The sequence below is a fragment of the Haloglomus salinum genome, from assembly GCF_024298825.1.
Classification (GTDB): domain Archaea; phylum Halobacteriota; class Halobacteria; order Halobacteriales; family Haloarculaceae; genus Haloglomus; species Haloglomus salinum.
This window is the reverse complement of record NZ_CP101153.1, coordinates 2,322,087-2,343,487: the sequence shown is the minus strand read 5'-3', so window position 1 is coordinate 2,343,487 and position 21,401 is coordinate 2,322,087. Positions and strand designations below refer to the sequence as shown.

Sequence of the window (21,401 nt, the reverse complement as noted above, 5' to 3'; positions counted from 1 at the left end):
CCGACCACCGGCCACGACCACTTCCACTCCGCCGCACGAACCCTTTTGCCCGAGAGCGAACAACCCGCCGGTGTGGCGACGAGTGACGGCCCGGGCTACCTGCGCTTCTTCCCGTACGACCAGCCGTACGACCACCAGCACGACGCGATGGAGACCATCCGCGAGGCCCTGGTCACGGAGCGGGACGTGCTGTTCGAGGGGGCCTGCGGGACGGGCAAGACGCTCGCGGCGCTCGCACCGGCGCTGGAGTACGGCCGGGCCGCGAACAAGACCGTCGTCATCACGACCAACGTCCACCAGCAGACCCGCCAGTTCATCGAGGAAGCCCGGGCCATCAACACGGGCGAGCCCATCAGGACCGTCGTCTTCCGGGGCAAGGGGTCGATGTGCCACATCGACGTCGACTACAAGGAGTGCCAGGCGCTCCGCGACGCGACCAGGGAGGTCGTCGACCAGGCCGAGGAGGTGGCGGCGCTTGAACAGCAGGCCGCTGAACTCCGGGAGGCCGCGAACGACGAGGACGGTGGGACCGCGGCCGGAGGGGGAGCGACCGAGCCGGCGGCCGGCGGCAGCGATATCGCGGAGGCTCGTGCGGCCGTACTGGACGAGCTCCAGTCCGCCGAGGACCAGCTCGACGAGGTGCAGGCCGATGCAACGGTCTGTGACCGCTACCACCGGAACCTGACCCAGGACACGAGCGACTTCTACGACTGGCTGTACGCGGACGTGCGCACGCCCGACGAGATCTACGACGCCGCCCACGAGGCCGGCTTGTGCGGGTACGAACTGCTGAAGGAGGGGATGGAGGGGGTCGACCTCGTCGTCTGCAACTACCACCACCTGCTCGACCCGAACATCCGCGAGCAGTTCTTCCGGTGGCTGGACCGGGACCCGGAGGACATCGTGGCGGTGTTCGACGAGGCCCACAACATCGAGGACGCCGCACGCGACCACGCCACCCGCACGTGTAACGAGGTGACGCTGGCGAGCGCACTGGACGAACTCGACGAGACCGACGACTTCCGGGCCGAGGCCACCGAGCGCGTCGTCCGCGCGTTCCACGACGCGCTCGTCGACATCTACGAGGCCGGGATGGGCTTCGGCGCCCGCGAGTCCCTCGGCGAGGACTGGGAGGACGTGACCATCGACGCCGACACGGGCCGCGACGACCTGACAATGGCCTTCCTCGAGCGCTACGAGGGGCCGGGCTACAAGCAGGACCTCGAACACGCCCTGAACCTGGGCCAGACGCTCGACCAGTCCTACCAGGAGGCGTACAAGGAGGGCGAGACGACGACGCGCAAGGAGTGCCAGACGCTCGCCGCGGCCGCGTTCATCGACGACTGGATGGACGGCTCCGCGGAGCCGGGCACGTATCCCGTCGTCAGCGTCCGCCGAACCGAGGCCGGCGTCCGCGGCCGCGCGGAGCTGTACACCTGCATCCCGCGACAGGTCACGGAGCCGCTGTTCGACGACCTGCACGCCTCCGTCCTGATGAGCGCGACGCTCCGGCCGTTCGACGTCCAGCGCGACGTGCTAGGCCTCGAGGACCCCGTGACGATGGCCTACGGGCTCCAGTTCCCGCCCGAGCGCCGGCGCACCTTCGCGGTCACCTCGCCCGCGCTGTTCGCCAGCAAGCGCGACGACCCGGGCGTGCAGTCGACCGTGGCGGGGACCATCGAGGACGCCGTGCGCTTCACGCCGGGCAACACGCTCGTCTTCTGTCCCTCGTACGCCGAGGCCGAGCGCTACTACGACCGCGTCGGGACCGATTCGACGCCGTACCTCGACCGGCCCGGCGAGCGCGCCGAGGACCTCCGCGAGCGGTTCACGGCGGGCGACAACGGGGTGCTGTTCACCTCCCTGTGGGGCACGCTCGCCGAGGGCGTGAGCTACGACGGCGACGACGCCCGAACCGTCCTCGTGGTCGGGGTGCCGTATCCGCACCTCGACGACCGGATGGAGGCCGTCGAGGAGGCGTTCGCGGGCGCGTTCGGCAGCGAGGACCAGGGCTGGCGCTACGCCGTCGAGATTCCGACGGTGCGGAAGACGCGGCAGGCGCTCGGGCGCGTCGTCCGCTCGCCGGAGGACTTCGGGGTGCGGGCCCTGGTCGACGAGCGCTACGCGGGCTCGCGGGCCGACGACCTCGGCCGGTACTCGGTGCACGACACGTTCCCCGAGGAGGAGCGCGAGGAACTCGTGGACGTGTCGCCGGAGAAACTCAAGTTCGCGATGCTGAACTTCTACCAGGAGCTGGACGCCTACGACGGAGCTCCCCCGCGCCCATGACCGAGTTTCGGTAACGTACCCGGTTCGGCTCCAGCGCGTCGCGGAGTATGGGGGAACGTTCCCAGGATATCCGTCGTTGTTGCCGTGGGGGCCGATATTCCGGAAGGTGTGCCGTGAGAGTGACATCCACGGATCCAGCAGCCGCCGAACGGAGGTTCCGGGAGGAACCGAACGTTCAGCCCGTCTCGAAGCCAACCCACCCCTTCGGAACCCTTTTGGCCGAACCCGGGCCACGTACCTGTAATGAGTGACCTCACGGAGGAGTATCAACTGGAGTACTTCCGGGAGGAGGGGTTCGTCCGGCGGGAGTGTCCGGAGTGCGGCGACCACTTCTGGACGCGAGACGAGGGCCGCGAGCTGTGCGGTGAGCCCCCCTGCGAGGAGTACGGCTTCATCGACGACCCGGGGTTCGAGGAGGAACGCTCCCTCTCGGAGATGCGGGAGGCGTTCCTCTCGTACTTCGAGGACCACGACCACGAGCGCATCGAGCCGTACCCGGTCGCGGCGAACCGCTGGCGTGACGACGTGTTGCTGACACAGGCCTCCATCTACGACTTCCAGCCGCTCGTCACGAGTGGCAAGACCCCGCCACCGGCCAACCCGCTGTGTATCTCCCAGCCCTGCATCCGGATGCAGGACATCGACAACGTCGGCAAGACGGGCCGGCACACGATGGCGTTCGAGATGATGGCCCACCACGCGTTCAACGCCCGCGAGGACATCGAGGACCCCGAGCAGTACGCGTACGAGGGCGAGGTCTACTGGAAGGACCGGACCGTCGAACTCTGCGAGGGGCTGTTCGAGGAGCTGGGTGCGGACCTCGAGGAGATAACCTACATCGAGGACCCGTGGGTCGGCGGCGGCAACGCCGGCCCCGCTATCGAGGTCATCTACAAGGGAGCCGAGCTGGCGACGCTCGTCTTCATGTCGATGGAGCAGGACCCCGACGGGGAGTACGAGCTGAAGGACGGCAACCGCTACAGCCCGATGGACACGTACATCGTGGACACGGGCTACGGGCTGGAGCGCTGGACCTGGATGAGCCAGGGCACGCCCACCGTCTACGAGGCCGTCTACCCCGAGACCATCGACTTCCTCAAGGCAAACGCCGGCATCGAGCACACCGAGGCCCAGGAGGACCTCGTCCACCGGGCCGCCAAGCTGGCCGGCCGGATGGACATCGACGAGGCCGAGGACATGGCGACGGCCCGCCGGGAGATCGCCGAGCGACTCGACGTGGACGTCGAGCGGCTGGAGGCATTGATGGAGCCGCTGGAGGAGATCTACGCTATCGCCGACCACTGCCGGACGCTGGCGTACATGCTGGGCGACGGCATCGTCCCCTCCAACGCGGGGACGGGCTACCTGGCGCGGATGGTGCTCCGGCGGACGAAGCGACTCGTCGACAGCGTCGGCGTCGACGCCCCGCTGGACGAGCTCGTCGACATGCAGGCCGAGCGCCTGGGCTACCAGAACCGCGACACCGTCCGGGATATCGTCCGGACGGAGGTCGAGAAGTACCGCGAGACGCTGGAGCGGGGCGGCCGCCGCGTCGAGCAGCTGGCCGACGACTACGCCGAGCGTGACGAGCCCATCCCGCTGGAAGAGGTCATCGAGCTGTACGACAGCCACGGCATCCAGCCGGACATGGTCGAGGAGATCGCGGTCCAGCGCGGCGCCGCGGTCGAGGTCCCCGACGATTTCTACTCGCTGGTGGCCTCGCGCCACGGCGGCGGGACGGCCTTCGACGACGACTCGGAGGGCATCGACGAGCAGGTCGCCGACCTCCCGGAGACGGACAAGCTGTTCTACGAGGACCAGGACCGCACGGAGTTCGAGGCTGTCGTCCTGGACGTCATCGAACGTCCCGACGCGGGCGGCGAGGACGAGACGCTGTACGACGTGGCGCTGGACCAGACGATGTTCTACCCGGAGGGCGGTGGCCAGCCGGCCGACACCGGCACCCTCTCGACCGAGGACGTCACCGCCGAGGTGCGCGACGTACAGGAGGTCGACGGCGTGGTCCTCCACCGGACCGACGCCGACCCCGGCAAGGGTGAGTTCGTCCGCGGGCAGGTCGACGGCACCCGCCGCCGCCGGCTGATGGCCCACCACACTGCGACGCACGTCATCGGGCACGCCGCCCGCGAGGTGCTCGGCGACCACATCCGGCAGGCCGGGGCACAGAAGGGGACCGACTCCTCGCGGCTGGACGTGACCCACTACGACCGCATCGACCGCGAGCAGGTCAAGGCCATCGAGCGGGTCGCGAACGACATCATCCGGGAGAACCTCTCCGTGAGACAGGAGTGGCTCGACCGGAACGACGCGCAGGCGAAGTACGGCTTCGACCTGTTCCAGGGGGGTATCCCCGCCGGCACGGAGGTCCGTGTCATCACCGTCGGCGAGGACGTACAGGCCTGTGCGGGTACCCACGTCGAGCGGACCGGGGAGATCGGGACCATCAAAGTGCTAGGTACGGAGCGGGTCCAGGACGGCGTCGAACGGCTCGTCTTCGCGGCCGGCGACGCCGCCATCGAGGCCACCCAGCGCACCGAGGACGCCCTGTACGATGCGGCCGAGACGCTCGACGTGGACCCCCAGGAGGTCCCCGACACGGCCGAGCGGTTCTTCGACGAGTGGAAAGAGAGGGGCAAGCGCATCGACGAGCTGAAAGAGCAGCTCGCCGAGGCCCGTGCCCAGGGCGGTGAGTCCGGCGAGGAGGTCGACCTCGGCGGGACGACGGCCGTGGTCCAGCGGCTCGACGCCGACATGGACGAACTCCGCGCGACCGCGAACGCGCTGGCCGAGGAAGGGAAGGTCGCGGTCATCGGGTCGGGCGTCGACGGCGCCACGTTCGTCGTCGCCGTCCCGGACGCCGTCGGTATCAACGCCGGCGAGGTCGTCGCCGACCTCGCGGGGCGGGTCGGCGGCGGCGGTGGCGGTCCGCCGGACTTCGCGCAGGGTGGTGGCCCCGACGCCGACGCGCTGGACGACGCGCTGGCCGCGGCGCCCGACATCCTCAAGCAGAAGCTGGAGGCCTGACGGGACAGTCCATCGGCCCACGAGCGCCGGCGCCCGTGGCGGCACTGGGCGGCGGCGTCCGTTCCCCCGCTTCTCGGAGGGTGGGGACACCGGACCTGGGCGGGGAGCGCGGACGATTCCAGGTGAACTCGAGGTAACGGCGGGATTTATTCCGGTCTCGACGGTAGAATCGGGCACAGATGGATTCCTCCGCGTCTGACCCCGACCCGAGTCGGTTCCGGGAGCTGATGATCGACGACGAGCCGGGAGTCACGGACGTGATGGCCTGCGTCTTCGGTGTCCAGCACCACGAGGCACGAACCTACCTCGTACTGCTCGAGACCCCCGGCAGCACGGTCGCCGAGCTGGCGGACACGCTGGACCGTGACCGCTCGAACGTGAACCGCTCGCTCACGACGCTCCGTGAGAAGAACCTCGCCACCCGCGAACGCCGCCTGCTCGACTCGGGCGGGCACGTCTACCAGTACACCGCCACACCGCTTTCGGAAGCCCGCGAACTGATGCACGAGACGCTCGACGAGTGGACCGCCTACGTCCACGAACGCATCGACGAGTTCGGCCCCGAAACCGGAGATGTCGGGCGGTAACTGGTCGCCGAGCCCGACCGCGCGGAGGTAGCGCCGGCGCTCCCGCCCGCTCTCGAAACGCTTCCCGAACGCGTCACGGGACCGTCGCACCGAGGCGGTCGAGGTAGCGGTCCGTGAACCGCTGTGCGGCATCGCGGTCGAACTGCTGCTGACTGTACCGGGTGACCAGCCGCACGTGGCCATCCAGGGTCGCGACGCCGAAGCCGACACCGAGCGGCATCATCGATGGGGGCGAGAACCAGAGGTCCGTCGCGTCGTCATCGCCGCCGAGCGCGGGGAGTTCGGGGGCCCGACCCAGGTTCGAGACGACGGCGCTGTCGACGAAACGGTACTGCGTCGCGCCGAGCAGCCCCGGCACGAGGCGCTTGATGCCGACCGGGAGGCTCGACGAGAGCGGGCCCAGTGCGTCCGTGACCCAGCCGGCGCCGTCGTGACGCTTGTGCCGGCTGGTCTGCCCGACAACGCGCTCGACGGCCGCGCCCGGACTCGTCCGGTGGCGGGGCTTCGTATCGATGCTGACGAACGGGGCGTACATCCCGACCGTCTCGTAGAACCACTCCGGCTGCCGGGCGTTGACCGGCATCATCAGGCTGATTCGGTCGCGCTCCTCGCCGTGGTCGGCGTTCCAGCCGTCGATGGCGAGGTGGAGCGCCGCGAGGAAGCAGTCGTTGACCGACACCCTGTCCGGCCGGTTCCCCACGACGGTCGCGACGAGGTCGTCGTCCAGTTCCCGGTGGACGAACCCCCACCCGGACTCGTCGGTGCCGCCGTCGACGGCCACGCGAGTCGGCTCGTCCAGCGCGTCCGGGAGCCGACCCAGCCCCTCCGCGAGCCGGGTGCCGGCCTCGGCGAGCGAACTCGGGCCGCTCTCCGCCAGCACGGCGCGCGACTCCGCCAGCCCCACGGGGTCCTCGTCGACCGGGTCGCCGCGGTAGGCCTGACAGACCGAGCGTGCGAGCCGGAGCGTCCCGACGCCGTCCATCGCGACGTGGCTGCCACAGACCATGAGCCGGTCACCGCCGTCGATGCCGCCGCCGCGGGCCAGCGCCACCCGGAACGGCGGCGACTCGCGCAGTTCGACGCGGGGACTGTAGAACTGCGTCCGGAGGGCCGCCAGCGCCTCGGTGTCGGCCGCCTCGGTCCGCTTCAGCGGCACCGTGTCGGGCTCGTCGGGAATCTCCCAGACGTACTCGTCGTCGAGGGCGCCGTAGTCGCGCAGGCGCGCCCGGGCGAGTGGGTGCGCCGCCGCGGCCGCCTCGACCGCGTCGTACAGTCGCTCGGCGTCCAGGCTGGTCGCCGACCCGACCTCTATCTGAACGTTCCACGGCTCGAGCTCCTCCTCGAGGTGGAGGACCGCCTCGTCCAGCGGCGTGAACGGAACCGTCTCCGTCATCGGCCAACTCTCCGATAGCTGCCGTTTCGTGGTACCTGCCCCCGACTGGAGACGCTGTGTGACGATTCAAGACGAACCTTCGGCGAGTTCATACTCGTTTCTACGGAGCCACCACGGTAGGTGGTCCCCCACATTTGTGAGGTGGGGTATTATCCCGTGGGTCGAGCGATGGGGGGAATGAATCGGCTCGCAGGAGACGGACGTGGGGAGAGATGGCGGCTCGCGGTCGTTACTGCTCGGCGGCGAGGTCGGCCTCGACCTCGTCGAACAGGTCGACGACGAGCCCTTCTATCTCGTCGCGGATCTCGCGCACGCGTTCGACGTCCCGACCGTGCGGGTCCGCGAGCGCCCAGTCCCGGACCTCGGTATCGACCGAGAGCGACAGCGTCGAGCAGCCCATCGTCGCGACCACGTCACAGGCGTCGAGTTCCGCGTCGCTCACGGCGCGCGGGGTGCGGTCCGCGAGGTCGATATCGAGTTCGGCCATGACCTCGACGACCTCCGGATGGACCTCGTCGGCGGGGTCGGTGCCGCCGGTGACGATGTCGACCTCGTCAGCCAGTCCGCGGTGCCCGCGCTCGCGCTCGGCGAAGGCGGTCGACATCTGCGAGCGGCCGGCGTTCTGCACGCAGACGAACCCCAGCGTCCGGCGGCTCATGCCGGCACCTCCCGGGTCGCGTCGAGCGCATCCAGCAGCGCGGTCGCGCGGTCGGTCGCGCGGTAGTACCGCCAGCGGCCCGCCTTCCGTCGCTCGACCAGCCCGGCGTCGGCCAGCGAGGAGAGTGCGTGGCTCACCGCGGATTCGGAGACGTCGACGAGCGGTGCGAGTTCACAGACACAGCGCTCCCCGCCGGCCACGAGCAGCCGGGCGAGTCGGTAGCGCGTCTCGCCGCCGAGTGCCTGGAGCGCCGTCAGATCGCCGCCGGGCGCGGTGGTCTCGCGCTCCAGCGCACGGAGCTCCGCGACCCGCTCGTCGACATCGCTGTCACAGCAGTCCTCCAGCTGGTCGCCCAGCAACCGTCGGAGACGGTCGGTGTTGACCGCCAGTTCGGCGTCGCCCATATCTTCGCTTGAGCAAGTCTTCAGATAACACTTCCGGGACCACCGGTGACGGTCTCGGTGGTGGTCCGAGTCCCGGCGGGACTGCCGCCAGCGTGCGGTCGTCGCTGTCGCTGGGTCGGACGAGAAAACCGCAGGAAGCCGCCGGTACCGTTATTTGCCGCGCCGTCGGTCCGCACCGAGGCTCGGCTTCGTGTGCTCGGTCCCCTTGCCGCGACCCTGCTGGCCACGACCCTTCTGGCCCGCGGAGGTGCGCCCGCGGTAGGCGCGCCCGCGCTGGCTGCTGTCGCAGATCCAGTTGAGGTCGTCGTCGTTCTCGATGGCGGGGTGCTCGGGGTCCACGAGGATGACCTCGTGCCACTTCTTCGAGCCGTCCTCGCCGACCCAGTAGGAGTTCAGGACCCGCAGATTCCGGAACTTCCGGCCAGCGCGCTCCTCGGCGATGCGCTGGATGGACTTCCGGCGGGTGATCTTGTTGACACCCTGGCGCTTCGAGCGCCGGCCGGCCTTGAACCGCTGCTTGCGCGCCCCGCCCTTCCGGACGGCGACGCGGGCCACGACGATACCCTGCTTTGCCTTGTAGCCCAGCGAGCGCGCGCGGTCCAGTCGGGTGGGCCGCTCGATGCGCTCGATGGCGCCCTGGTTGCGCCACTCCTGCTGGCGCTGCCACTGCAGTTCCGCGAGCTTGCCCTCCTTCGGGGAGTTCCAGGCCTCCCGGATGTGCGAATAGAAGCTTCGTGTCATGTGTGTCACCGCGGGCGTTGCGTGGTTCAGCCCATCGGCGGCTGCGCCGCCTCTCCGGGGGCTTCGCCCCCGCTGGCCACATTCCATCCTGCCGTAGCAGGTGCCCGTCGGTGCCCGCGACCGACGAGTTGGAGCTATCTTCTCGGTTCGGGCTTCTAAGGGCTTCGGAACGTTGGCGCGAGGGACGGTGCCGCACGGGGGCAGCCATCGGACGGAGACCAATGGCCGCTGAAAGCCCCCGGCCGCTCGGGGTCCCGCGGCTCGCCACGGTCCTCGGTCGCTCACTTCGTTCGCTCGCTGCGGTCCTTGCGTCGTCCTCAGAAATCGGAGATTTCTGATGGGCTGCGGGAGAGCTTCGCTCTCCCGAACGCCGGGGAACCGCCGAGCGCCCGGCCCCTTTCAGTCCCGCCCTGTTGCTGGTTGCACCGGGCTTCGCGTGTGGCGGTTCCAGCGGAGTGCGGGGTCCCCACACCTCCCCGCGCGAGCGCCGATTGCCTCGACACGCTCCCCCCGGTCGCGGTCTCGGTGGTGGGCGCTCGCGCGCTTCCTGTTCTCGGAACCAGCCTGATGATTCTCTTCGAGATTTCCGTTTTAGTGCTCAATCATAGCAGAAATCTCGCTGTGCAGAATATACGAGAGAAATTCTCGGTCTAATACAACAACGTCTCGGTCCCTTCGACCATGTACAGCGTCCGCGCGGCGATGTTGACGGCGTGGTCGCCGACGCGTTCGATGTCCCGGACCGTGAGCAGCAGGCGGCGGACGCCGGCCAGCAGGTCGTCCGCCATCTCGTGGCCGACCTCTCGGCCGACGAGGTCCTCCATGACGAGGCCGGCGACGCGCTCGCAGAGGCCGTCGAGTTCGTCGTCCTGGTCCGCGACCGCGCGGCAGGCGTCGGCGTTACCGGCCGCGTACGCGTCCAGTGCGCGGTCGAGCATCTCCGCGGCGATGCCGGTGAGGTCGTCGACGTTCACCTCGGGGAGGTAGTCCTCGCGCTTCGCCAGCGCGCGCTCGGCGAGGTTGACCGCGAGGTCGCCGATGCGCTCGATGTCGGTGAGGATCTTGAACGAGGACGCGACGAACCGGAGGTCGCCGGCGACGGGCTGCTGGAGCGCCAGGAGGTCGATGCATCGCGACTCCAGGTCGAGGTAGCGCTGGTTGACCGTCGCGTCACCGCTGACGACGGCGCGGGCGGCCTCGGCGTCGTTCTCGACGAGCGCGGCGGCGGCTCGCTCGAACCCTGCCAGCACCGTGCGGCCCAGCTCGACGATAGCCGTTCGGAGGTCGTCGAGTTCGGCCTGGAACTCCTCGCGGGGCACGTTACCCGAACTTGCCGGTGATGTAGTCCTCGACGCGCTGGCTCTCCGGGTTCTCGAATATCTGGTCGGTGTCGCCGTACTCGACCAGTTCGCCACCCGTGAGGAAGACGGCGGTCTGGTCGGAGATGCGGGCCGCCTGCTGCATGTTGTGCGTGACGACGACGACCGTGTAGTCCTCGGACAGCTCCTCGATGAGGTCCTCGATCTTCGAGGTGGCGACGGGGTCGAGCGCGGAGGCCGGCTCGTCCATCAGGATGACCTCTGGGTCGACCGCGAGACAGCGCGCGATGCAGAGGCGCTGCTGTTGGCCGCCGGAGAGGCCGATGGCGTTGTCGTCGAGGCGGTCGCTCACCTCGTCCCACAGCGCCGCCTGCCGGAGCGAGCGCTCGACGAGTCGGTCCTCCTCCGCTTTCTCGTCACGCCCGAGGAGCCGGGCGAGCAGGCCGCGCTCGATGTCGCCGTGCTTGCGCGGGCCGTAGGCGATGTTGTCGCGGATGGATTTGGGGAACGGGTTCGGCGACTGGAACACCATCCCGACGCGCTTGCGGAGCTCGACCAGGTCGGTGCCGTCCTGGTAGATATCCTGCCCGTCGATGGCGACCCGCCCCTCCGTCCGGGCGATGTTGATGCGGTCGTTCATGCGGTTGATGCTCCGCAGGAACGTCGACTTCCCACAGCCCGAGGGGCCGATGAGCGCCGTCACGGACTCCTCGGGGATGTCCATCGAGACGCTCTGGATGGCGTGGTCGTCGCCGTACCAGACATCGAGGTCCTCGACGGAGATCTTCGGCTCGCCGTCGAAGCTGTAGTCGGTCCACTCCGCCCGGACCTCCTCCTCGGTCTCCCCGTCGGTCGTGGTCGTCGAGGCGTCGATGCCGGCGGTGCTCTCGTCCAGTTCTCCGGTCTCCATCTCGCTGTCGGTGAGTGATGATTCGCTCATTGGTTGAGTTTCCTCCGGAAGTAGACCCGCGACGCGATTCCGACCGCGTAGAAGCTCAGCACCACGAGAAGCAACACGAGCGCCGTTCCCCAGGCGAAGTCCATGTTCTGGTCGAGTCCGGCGCTGATGACGGCGTACAGCTGGTAGGGGAGCGCCGAGGACGACTGCACCAGGTCCACGGTCGGGGCCGCCACGAACGGGAACGAGCCCGTGAAGCGGAACGACCCCTGGACGACCTGTGCCGCCGCACTGGGGAACGGGTCCGACACCATCACCAGCAGGATGGGGGCGGTCTCGCCCGCGATGCGGCCGACCCCGAGGATGATGCCCGTGATGACCCCCGGGATGGCCGCCGGCAGGACGACGCTCTTGATGGTCTCCCACTTGCTCACGCCCAGCGCCGCCGAGGCGTCACGGTAGGCGTCGGGGACGCTCTTGAGCGCCTCCCGCGAGGTGATGACCACCAGCGGGAGCAGCATGAACCCGAGCACGAGCTGGCCCGCGAGGATGGAGGTCGTGTTCCCGAGTCGCGGGACGAGGAAGGCGAGGCCGAACAGGCCGTAGACGATACTCGGGGTCGACCAGAGCCCGTTCGTCGAGACCTCGACGAGCCCGGTGAACCGGCCCTGCTCGGCGTACTCCGTGAGGAAGACGGCCGCACCGACCCCCAGCGGCACGGCGAACGTCACCGCCCCGAGGACCAGCCAGAACGTCCCCGCGATGGCCGGCAGGACGCCGTTTATCTCGTTCGTCAGCGCCACGCCCTCCATCACGAACGGCCAGTAGAACCAGACTACGGGGCCGCTGATGACGACGTACTCCTCGATGGGCGGGAAGTAGAACCAGGTCCAGGGCTGGACGAACAGCCCGAACCGGAGTCCCCGGGTCATCGGGGCGAATCCCTGTACGAGCACGTACGCGACCAGCCCCACCAGCAGCGCGACCATCCAGGCCGCGTTCGCGCCGATGAGGAGGTACGCGCCGAGCTGTCGCCCGCGGCTCCCGAAGCCGCCGTACGCCTTCGCCGCGGTCCAGGCGGCCAGCAGGCCGGCGACGGCCGCCAGCAGCGGGATGGCGACCTCGGCGTACAGCGTCGCCGAGAGGTCGCCGACGGGCCACGACCAGCCCGGACCGACCAGCCCCGACAGGAAGGTCAGCCCGGAGACGATGGCGACGCTCCCCGGGACGAGCGTGCTCCCGAGGTCCTCGCGTGGGAGGACCGTGGCCGCGCCCGCGGCGCCCCCGACGAGCAGTGCCGTCACCGGCCAGAACGTCGACAGGCCGAGTGCGAACGCGCCGATGAGCCCACCGACGACGAGGCCGAACAGTGCGAAGACGCCGCCGGCGAGCAGTCCGGCGCTCCGGCTCGGTTCGGTCGTCACGAGCCCCGTCCGCGAGGCGGCGCCGATACCGAGGACGCCGGCACCCAGCACCAGCAGGCCGGCGCCCAGCAGCGTGGCGAACGGGACGCCACCGACGGTCGCGGCGACCGGGACGAGCCCGAACAGCCCGACGAGGCCCCCGGCGACCAGCAGGAGCGAGAGGGCGACGAGCCCCCCGCCGGCCAGTTCCAGCGTCGACGATTCCGTCGCGACGAGTGCGCGTGTGTCCGTACTCATTGTCGACCTCCGAGCTTGCGCTCCATGCGAATCTCGACGTACTGCGAACCGATGGAGAGCGTCATCACCGTCACGAACAGCACGACGCCGGCAGCGAACAGCACCGACATCTGGAGGCCGCTGGCGTTGCCGTACTGGCTGGCGATGAGGCTGGTCAGCGTGACGGTGTTGCCGAAGACGTCGTACAGCGGGTCCGGCAGGTCGGCGATGTTGGCGAGGATGACCGTCGCGGCCATCGTCTCGCCCACCGCCCGGCCGACACCGAGGATGACTGCCGCGGAGACACCAGAGAACGAGGTCGGGACGGTGACGCTCTTGATGGTCTGCCAGTCGGTCGCGCCGAGCGCGAGCGAGCCGTCCTTCATGCTGTCGGGGACGCTGGTGATGGCGTCCTCGGCCACGGAGATGACCGTCGGGAGCGCCATCACGCCGACGACGAGGCCGACGGCGAGCAGGCTCCCGAAGACGGGCATGTCGAACTGGTCGAACAGGTACTGGCTCAGCACGACCAGCCCGAGGAAGCCGTAGACGATGGAGGGGATACCCGCCAGCACCTCGACGGCGGGCTTGAGCAGTTCCCGGACCCAGCCGGGAGCAATCTCGGCGAGGAACAGCGCGCCAGCGATTCCGAGCGGCCCGGCGATGAGCATCGCGATGAGCGTCGTCAGCAGTGTGCCCCATATCATCGGGACCAGCGAGTAGCCGGCCGCGCCGAACTCCGTCCCGGTGAACATGTCGATGCCGAGTTCACCGAAGGCCGGGAGCGAGCGGATGAGGAGATAGACGGTGATGAGACCGAGGATGATGACCGTCGACACCGTCGTGAGGAACATCAGGAACCGGGCGGTCGACTCCTGGTAGCGGACCCACCCGTAGCCGACGACGGCGACGAACGCCAGCAGCGGGTAGAGGGTGAGTGCCGGCGCGACGAGGAACGCGACCAGCGCGGCGGCGATGGCGACACCGCCGACGCTCCCGACGAGCTTGAGCCCGTGGTCGGCGTCGCGGACCCGGTCGAGGCGACTCGTGTGCGTGCTCATTGGTCCGGGAGTTTGTCGAGTTCTTCCTGCTGCCGTTCGTCGGTCAGCTTCGAGTAGCCCGCGAACGCGACGAAGTTCTGCTGGCCGAAGTCGCTGATGAGCATGTGCAGGAAGGCGGCCTCCTTCTTCGAGGTGCCGTCCCAGGTGTAGCAGTGGAGGTCACGCGCGAGCGGGTACCCGGGGTCCGAGAGGTTCTCTCCGGGCGTGTAGGTGGTGCCCTCGAACGTCAGCGAGATGGCCGGGGCCGCCTGCTGGTCGACGAAGGCCAGTGCCATGTACGCGATGGCGTTGTCCGACCGGCTGACCGTGGCTTTCACCTGCTGGTTCTGGCCGCGCCGGATGTCGACGCCGGACATGTCGGCGTCGGGCGCGCCGAGCAGGTTCGCGCGGAAGGCGGTGTCCGTCCCCGACCCGACGGAGCGACCGATAGCCTGAATATCCCGGTCAGGGCCGTCGTACGCGCCGATTTCGCTCCACGAGGTGACCTCGCCGCGGTAGATGGCCCGGACCTGCTCGCCGGTGAGTTCCGTGACGCCCGCGTCGTAGATCTCCTTGCTCACCACGATGGGCTGGGCGTCGACGCCGACGACGTGATTCGTGAACTTCGAGAGCTCCTCCTCGGAGCGGCCCGGGAATTCCGCGGCGACCGGTGCCGAGGCGTTCCCGATGTCGACCTGTCCGGCCTCGACCTTCTCCAGGCCGGTGCCGGAGTGGCTCAGGCCGACCGAGACGCGGAACGGCGGCGAGGAGTCGCCAGTCGCCTCGAACCCGTACTTGCCGGCGAAGTAGTCGGCGAGTCGGTCGTTGGTCGCGATTCCGTACTCGGACGGGCCCCAGTACTCCTCGTCGGACGGCGGTGGGTTCGAGTTCCAGAACGACCCTCCGCGGTTCGCTATCGGGTACACAGTCGATGACCCGCCGAGCTTGAGAACGGCCGTCGACCCGCCACCGCCGCCGTCGTCGGTGGCGGCGCTGGCGCCGGGCGGCTGTGGACTCGTGCTGATACAGCCCGCGAGCGAGGCGGCAGTGCCAGCCGCGCCCGCGAGGAGTGCGCGGCGGCTGACAGGGCGATCCGACATCACCAGACCGTATCAACAGTCGAAGTAAATATCCTACTATGTCACCTATATAGAGAAATGTTCTCACACAGTCGCGCTCGGCCGGCGGGCGTGACGAAGTCATCCGGCCCGAACCCCAGGACAGCGCCCGGAGGAACGCGGCCGGTTCCGTGGCTGAACCCGTCGTGTATCCTCGTTCCCACGACGATTCCAGGCCGGCACCCCCATCGCAGTTGGTAATCCCCCACCGTGGTCGGTGGTTCCCGCCGGGATACTGCGTCGCGCTCCTGTCGTACTATCGCGGAATACAGTGGAGTTCCGGAGCGGGAGGATGCTACGAACTCTGCACCCCGAGCCATATCTATATATCAGAATATTCGGCAACACCCACATACGTTCTGCTGACGAGACGGCAGTATACAGATGTATAGATGCATATACATCCACATCCGGATGGCCCACGAACGGCGGCCATCCGTCCCCTGTCGGAGGACCTCCGGCACAGACCAGAGATGAACTCAAATGTATATAGAAAGGACCATATTTTATTACCCGGTGGCACACACCGTCGGCTATGGAGACGCGCAAGGTGCAGGTGACGGGCGGGTCGACGTTCACCGTCTCGCTCCCGAAGGACTGGGCGACCGAGAACGGGGTCAGTGGCGGGAGCGTCGTGGAGTTCCATCCCGAAGAGGACGCCCTCCTCCTGACGCCGCGCCGCGAGGAGGAGAAGGTCGAGGGAACGCTGGACATCGGTGGGCTCGAGGACCGCGACCTCATGCGCGCGGTCGTCACGATGTACGTCAGCGGGTTCGACATCATCACGTTGGAGTCGACGCGCGTGACCGCGGCCCAGCGCCGCACCATCCGCGACGCCGTCCAGTCGCTGGTCGGGCTGGAGGTCATCGGTGAGACCTCCGAACGCGTGCGACTGCAGGACCTGCTGGACTCCTCGGAGCTGTCGCTCCACAACGCCATCACTCGGATGCGGCTCGTCGCCGTGACGATGCTCAACGACAGCGTCGCCGCGCTCGTCGAGGACGACGACGACCTCGCGGCCGACGTCATCCAGCGCGACGACGACGTGGACCGGCTCTGGTCGATGGTCTCGCGCGTGTTCCGCTCGGTGCTCCGGGACCCCGCTGCCGCCGCCGACGTGGGACTGGACCGCGAGACCTGCTTCGACTACCACTCCTCGGCGCGCCAGCTCGAGCGCGTGGCCGACCACGCCACGAAGATCGCCACGCACAGCCGTGAACTGGAGACCGTCCCCGAGGACGCGGCCGCCGCGCTCGAGGAGCTCCATGCGGCCGCCGTCGAGGTCATCGAGACCGCAATGGACGCGCTGCTGGAGGACGACTCCGACGAGGCGACGGCGATGGCCAACGATGCTCGTCGACAGATCGAGGATATCGACGCGCAGGCCCGCGAGGTCGACGCCCTCATCCGCGACCTCGACCCACAGCAGGCCCAGCTCCTGGGGCTGGTCGTGGACTCGCTCACCCGGGCGGCGGACTACGGGGGGAACGTTGCCGAAACCGCCCTCCAGAAGGCTGCCCCCAAACCGTAGGGGGTATCAGCCCGGACGATGCGTTTACCACGACCCCACCGTTAGGTCGCGCTATGAGTGCCGCGGACGTTCCGGAACGGGAGGAGGTCGACGAGCAGTACAAGTGGGACCTCGACTCCCTGTTCGCAAGCGACGGTGAGTGGGAGGAGGCGTTCGAGGCGGTGAACGAGCGCCTCGACGACCTCGAGGCGTACGAGGGGCGCGTCACGGCCGACGCCGACGCGCTCGAGGCGGTCCTCGAGACACGCGAGGAGATCATGCGCGAGGTGGCGGATGTCTCCGCGTACGCGCGCATGCGAAGCGACGAGGACACCGCCGACCAGCACTACCAGGCGCTGTCGGCGCGGGCGCAGTCGCTGTCGGCCGACGCGTCCTCGGCCGCCTCGTTCATCGAGCCCGAGCTACAGCAGTGCACCCGCGAGGAGTTGCAGGCGTTCGTCGAGGAGAACCCCGCACTCGAGCAGTACGAGCACTACTTCGACGACGTGCTCCGGATGAAGCCCCACACCCGTTCCTCGGAGGTCGAGGAGCTACTGGCGGACCTCTCGGAGGTCACGGGTGCGGGCGGCGAGGTGTACAACATGCTGACGAACGCGGACATGGAGTTCCCGCCGGTCGAGAAGCCCGACGGGAGCGAGGTCCGCCCCACACTCTCGAACTTCACCACCCTGCTCAAGAACCGCGACCGCGACTTCCGCCAGCGGGTCAGCGAGACCTTCTACGACGAGTGGGCTGGCCTCCGGAACGCCGTCGGTACGGCGTACAAGAACAGTGTCAAGGCCGATATCAAGCTGGCCCGGGCCCGGAACTACGACACCGCTCGTGCGGCGAGCCTCGACGACGCCAATATCCCGGTCGGGGTGTACGACAACCTCGTCGACACCGTCGAGGCCAACCTCGACACCCTCCACCGGCACGCCGAACTCAAGCGCGACGTACTCGGGGTCGACGAACTCCGGAGCTGGGACCTCTACACCCCGCTCGCCGAGGGCGAGGTCGAGGTCCCCTACGAGGAAGCCCGCGACCACGTCGTCGAGGCGGTCGCCCCACTGGGCGAGGACTACCAGTCTCGTGTGGCCGAGGGCCTGGACTCGCGCTGGGTCGACGTCTACGAGACCGCGAACAAGCGCTCGGGCGCCTACTCCGGTGGGACCTACGACAGCCAGCCGTACATCCTGATGAACTACCAGGACGACATCACCTCGATGTACACGCTGGCCCACGAACTCGGCCACTCGCTGCACTCCGAACTGACCAGCGAGACACAGCCACACGTCTACTCGGGCTACGAGATCTTCGTCGCCGAGGTCGCCTCCACCGTGAACGAGGCGCTGCTCACCGAGCACCTGCTCGAGACGGTCGAGGACGAGGAGTTCCGCCGGCACGTCCTCGACGAGTACCTCGAGCGGTTCCGCTCGACGCTGTTCCGCCAGACGATGTTCGCGGACTTCGAGCACCGGACCCACGAACTCGCCGAGGACGGCGAGGCCATCACGCCGGATGTCTGCGACGAAATCTACGGTGACCTCAAGGCCGAGTACTACGAGCCGATGGCCTTGGACGACGGCATCCGGCGGGAGTGGATGCGCATCCCCCACTTCTACTACGGGTTCTACGTCTACCAGTACGCGACCGGCATCTCGGCGGCGAACGCGCTGGTCGACCGCATCATGGAGGAGGGCGAGCCCGCGGCTGCCGACTACCGCGAGTTCCTCTCGAAGGGCTCACGGGAGTATCCGCTCGAACTCCTGCGTGGCGCCGGCGTGGACATGGCCTCGCCCGACCCCGTCGAGCACGCTATCGACGCGTATGGCGACCTCGTCGCGGAGTTCGAGTCGCTGACGTAGGGACCGCGGGTCGCGACGGACACCGCTCGCCAGGGCTGCTCGAACGGGCGTTCGCCCCCCCTGCACTTGGTATGGGTACCTGTAGCAACCCAAAGACACTTCTAACGAGAACGCCCAACTTGCATACACCTGATGTCGCGTAGTCCCTCACTACCAGACCAACCCACGCTCGACCTGGACCCGGATATGGGGCCCGACGAGCGGCTGGCCGCGCTGGAGGACCACTTCGCCGAGGTCACGCGCGTCCACGAGGAGCTGACGAGTCAGCTCGACGCCGCCCAGGACCGCCAGTCCGAGCTCCGGGAGGAGGTCGACAAGCTCCAGCGGGAGAACGAGGCGCTGAAGACCTCCTCGCTCTATCTCGCCACCGTCGAGGAGATCGCCGACGACGAGGTCGTCCTCAAACAGCACGGCAACAACCAGGAGGTCCTCACGGATGTCTCCCCGCGGCTCGCCGACAAGCTCGAGGCCGGCGACCGCGTCGCCATCAACGACTCGTTCGCCATCCAGACCGTCCTCGATACCGAGAAGGACGCCCGGGCACAGGCGATGCAGGTCGACGCCTCCCCGACGGTCACCTACGACGATATCGGCGGGCTCGAGGAACAGATCATCGAGGTCCGCGAGGCCGTCGAGGACCCACTCACCAACCCCGAGGTGTTCGAGACCGTCGGCATCGAACCGCCCACCGGCGTCCTGCTGCACGGCCCGCCGGGGACCGGGAAGACGATGCTGGCCAAAGCGGTCGCCAACCAGACCGACGCGACGTTCATCAAGATGGCCGGCTCCGAACTCGTCCAGAAGTTCATCGGCGAGGGGGCCCGGCTCGTCCGGGACCTGTTCGAACTCGCCGAGGAGCGCGAGCCCGCCATCATCTTCATCGACGAGATCGACGCCATCGCCTCGAAGCGCACGGAGTCCAAAACGTCGGGCGATGCCGAGGTCCAGCGGACGATGATGCAGCTGCTCTCGGAGATGGACGGCTTCGACCAGCGTGGGGACATCTCCATCATCGCCGCCACCAACCGCTTCGACATGCTCGACCGCGCTATCCTCCGGCCGGGCCGCTTCGACCGCCTCATCGAGGTGCCCGAACCCAACGACGAGGGCCGCACGGAGATTCTCAAGATCCACACGCGCGACATGAACCTCTCCGACGACGTGGACCTCGCGTCGCTGGCCGAGGCCACCGAGGGCTTCACCGGCGCGGAACTGGAGTCGCTGTCGACGGAGGCCGGCATGTTCGCCATCCGCGACGACCGCACCGAGGTCCGCCGCGAGGACTTCGACGAGGCGATGGCGAAGATCGACCACGAGGGCGACGAACTCGGGACGCCCATCGCGTTCCACTGAGCTTCTTCACCGCGAGCTTTTTTGACGGCTCGGGTGGCCTCCGGCCACCGCTCGCCGTCGTGGAATCGCGGAGCGATTCCACGGGCAATCAGAACGCTTCGCGTTCTGATGACGCCAAAAAACATTCAGAAAAAATGCCAGCCCTCGCTCCCTCCGGTCGCTCGGGCTGGTGTCTCCGAAAATCGGAGATTTTCGGGAGGACGAGACGGCGAAGCCGTCTCGAACCCAAACGCGCTCGCTTCGTCGTCGGACTACGTCCGACTGCAAGCGGGACGGAGTCCCGCCCTGCTCGCGCGTATGCAGCCACTACATGACAGCACCGTATCGTCGACAGTTTCTCTGTCGTACCAACCACCGCGCCGCGAGGGGTCCCGTTGGTAATCTGGTAGCCCGATAAATCGTCCTAAAGTGCGTTCTGAGTCCTCTACCACTCGATTAACCCACCGTACCAAACCCACTATCCGTGTCTCTCCCATCCGGTGTGGTATGAGCGCGACGGCGGCACAGACCGCGGAGACCGAGACCGACCTCACCGAGGACCTGAACGAGAAACAGCAGCGCATCGTCGACTATCTCCGGACGGAGGCCGACGGGACGGCCTACTTCAAGTCGCGGCTCATCGGCGAGGCGCTGGACATGAGCGCGAAGGAGGTCGGCGCGAACATGCGCGCCGTGACGGAGGCCGCCCCGTTCGAGGTCGAGAAGTGGGGCTACTCCTCGGGCACGACGTGGAAAGTCACGGTCTGAGGACAGCTGGCGCCATTCATCTATAATCCGCCACTCTCGTGGGTTCTCTCGCTGTTAGCCCGAATATTCGACGAGTTCGTCGGCGTCAGCGGCAAGCGCAACGGCGTCGGGGCCGAAGGAGTCGGCGTACCGCACCAGGAGCAACAGCGTCGTCTCCGGGCGCGTGAGGTCGTAGCCGTCCGAGCGGTCCAGCAGGCCCGCCTCCGCGAGTTCGGCGGCGTACTTGCTGACGGTGGGGGCCGAGACGCCGAGGCGGTCGGCGAGTTCCGCGCCGGTCGCGTCCGGCTCCCGGAGGAGGCCCACGACGAGGCCGCGGGCGGTATCGCGTCGGAGGAAGCCCAGCGCGCGCCGCTCGAAGTCGGAGAACCGGCCGGCAGGGGCGTATCGGCGGTAGTCGCCGTCCTTCCAGGAGTCGACGGCGTCGCGCTCGACCAGGCGGCGGAGGTGGTACTGGGCTTCCCCCGTCCCGAGCTGCAGGTCGTCGCGGAGCTTCGAGAAGTGCGCGCCGGGCGTGGTGGCGAGGTAGCCGCGGATGGCCGCGGGGACCTCGCTAGTGGTCTCGTGGTCGTCCGCATCCGCGTCGGAGCCGGCGAGTCGAGCCAGTGGGCCGCCGGCGCCGACCGCGGCGAACCTGCGGAGAGTGGCCCGTTTCTCCTCGTCGACCGACTCCTGGCTCATTGTCGGGTCAAGGCGCACACCCGATAAAAGCCCGTCGGCGGTGATGCACGGGGATACAGAACCCCACGGCCGGCGCCCGCCGAAACAGTGTTGTCCACGCCCCCGGCACCGTC

The 21,401-nt window shown here is 68.4% G+C and carries 17 protein-coding genes; 7 read left to right on the top strand and 10 right to left on the bottom strand.

The annotated features are described in order from the left end of the window. Positions 1–72 precede the first annotated feature (72 nt). The 3 genes from NL115_RS11175 (at position 73) to NL115_RS11165 (ending at position 5,921) form a co-directional block, all read left to right on the top strand. On the top strand, positions 73–2,289 hold the full coding sequence (locus NL115_RS11175) for an ATP-dependent DNA helicase (protein WP_254829453.1): 2,217 nt from the start codon (positions 73–75) through the stop codon (positions 2,287–2,289). A gap of 243 nt (positions 2,290–2,532) precedes the next feature. Continuing rightward, on the top strand, positions 2,533–5,334 hold the full coding sequence (gene alaS / locus NL115_RS11170) for an alanine--tRNA ligase (protein WP_254829452.1): 2,802 nt from the start codon (positions 2,533–2,535) through the stop codon (positions 5,332–5,334). 179 nt (positions 5,335–5,513) lie between these two features. Further along, complete coding sequence (locus tag NL115_RS11165) at positions 5,514–5,921, top strand: helix-turn-helix domain-containing protein (protein WP_254829451.1); 408 nt, start codon at positions 5,514–5,516, stop codon at positions 5,919–5,921. Between the two features lie 73 nt (positions 5,922–5,994). On the opposite strand, the gene NL115_RS11160 is transcribed toward NL115_RS11165, so the two are convergent. The 9 genes from NL115_RS11160 to NL115_RS11120 form a co-directional block, all read right to left on the bottom strand. Beyond that, complete coding sequence (locus NL115_RS11160) at positions 5,995–7,314, bottom strand: hypothetical protein (protein ID WP_254829450.1); 1,320 nt, start codon at positions 7,312–7,314, stop codon at positions 5,995–5,997. Positions 7,315–7,543: 229 nt separating this feature from the next. Further along, entirely contained in the window at positions 7,544–7,972 is a 429-nt protein-coding gene (locus NL115_RS11155; protein ID WP_254829449.1) for an arsenate-mycothiol transferase ArsC, read from the bottom strand. Then, complete coding sequence (locus NL115_RS11150; RefSeq protein ID WP_254829448.1) at positions 7,969–8,376, bottom strand: ArsR/SmtB family transcription factor; 408 nt, start codon at positions 8,374–8,376, stop codon at positions 7,969–7,971. The genes NL115_RS11155 and NL115_RS11150 overlap by 4 nt, the downstream gene beginning before the upstream one ends. 150 nt (positions 8,377–8,526) lie before the next feature. Further along, positions 8,527–9,117 carry a 50S ribosomal protein L15e gene (locus NL115_RS11145; protein ID WP_254829447.1) on the bottom strand — a complete coding sequence of 197 codons (591 nt, stop codon included), beginning with the start codon at positions 9,115–9,117 and terminating at the stop codon, positions 8,527–8,529. A 650-nt stretch (positions 9,118–9,767) separates the two neighbouring features. Next, entirely contained in the window at positions 9,768–10,436 is a 669-nt protein-coding gene (gene phoU / locus NL115_RS11140) for a phosphate signaling complex protein PhoU (protein WP_254829446.1), read from the bottom strand. Between the two features lies 1 nt (position 10,437). Then, positions 10,438–11,346: a phosphate ABC transporter ATP-binding protein PstB gene (gene pstB, locus NL115_RS11135; RefSeq protein ID WP_254833083.1), complete on the bottom strand. Its 909-nt coding sequence runs from the start codon at positions 11,344–11,346 to the stop codon at positions 10,438–10,440. Positions 11,347–11,372: 26 nt separating this feature from the next. After that, entirely contained in the window at positions 11,373–12,995 is a 1,623-nt protein-coding gene (gene pstA, locus NL115_RS11130; RefSeq protein ID WP_254829445.1) for a phosphate ABC transporter permease PstA, read from the bottom strand. Beyond that, entirely contained in the window at positions 12,992–14,035 is a 1,044-nt protein-coding gene (gene pstC / locus NL115_RS11125) for a phosphate ABC transporter permease subunit PstC (protein ID WP_254829444.1), read from the bottom strand. Before pstC ends, pstA begins: the two co-directional genes overlap by 4 nt. Next, on the bottom strand, positions 14,032–15,114 hold the full coding sequence (locus tag NL115_RS11120) for a PstS family phosphate ABC transporter substrate-binding protein (RefSeq protein ID WP_254829443.1): 1,083 nt from the start codon (positions 15,112–15,114) through the stop codon (positions 14,032–14,034). Before NL115_RS11120 ends, pstC begins: the two co-directional genes overlap by 4 nt. Positions 15,115–15,667: 553 nt before the next feature. Here NL115_RS11120 and NL115_RS11115 point away from each other — a divergent pair. From NL115_RS11115 to NL115_RS11100, 4 genes are all read left to right on the top strand, one after another. Beyond that, the gene (locus NL115_RS11115) at positions 15,668–16,663 is read left to right on the top strand and encodes a phosphate signaling complex PhoU family protein (RefSeq protein WP_254829442.1); all 996 of its coding nucleotides are present in this window, start codon (positions 15,668–15,670) and stop codon (positions 16,661–16,663) included. Between the two features lie 53 nt (positions 16,664–16,716). Beyond that, positions 16,717–18,510, top strand: a complete 1,794-nt coding sequence (gene pepF / locus NL115_RS11110; protein ID WP_254829441.1) for an oligoendopeptidase F — start codon at positions 16,717–16,719, stop codon at positions 18,508–18,510. Positions 18,511–18,642: 132 nt separating this feature from the next. Further along, positions 18,643–19,863, top strand: coding sequence for a proteasome-activating nucleotidase Pan2 (pan2, locus tag NL115_RS11105; protein WP_254829440.1), 1,221 nt, complete (start codon positions 18,643–18,645; stop codon positions 19,861–19,863). 486 nt (positions 19,864–20,349) lie between these two features. After that, a complete protein-coding gene (locus NL115_RS11100; protein ID WP_254829439.1) occupies positions 20,350–20,610 on the top strand; it encodes a DUF7123 family protein in 261 nt (86 codons plus the stop codon). 54 nt (positions 20,611–20,664) lie between these two features. On the opposite strand, the gene NL115_RS11095 is transcribed toward NL115_RS11100, so the two are convergent. Continuing rightward, a complete protein-coding gene (locus tag NL115_RS11095) occupies positions 20,665–21,288 on the bottom strand; it encodes a winged helix-turn-helix transcriptional regulator (protein ID WP_254829438.1) in 624 nt (207 codons plus the stop codon). Positions 21,289–21,401: the final 113 nt, after the last annotated feature.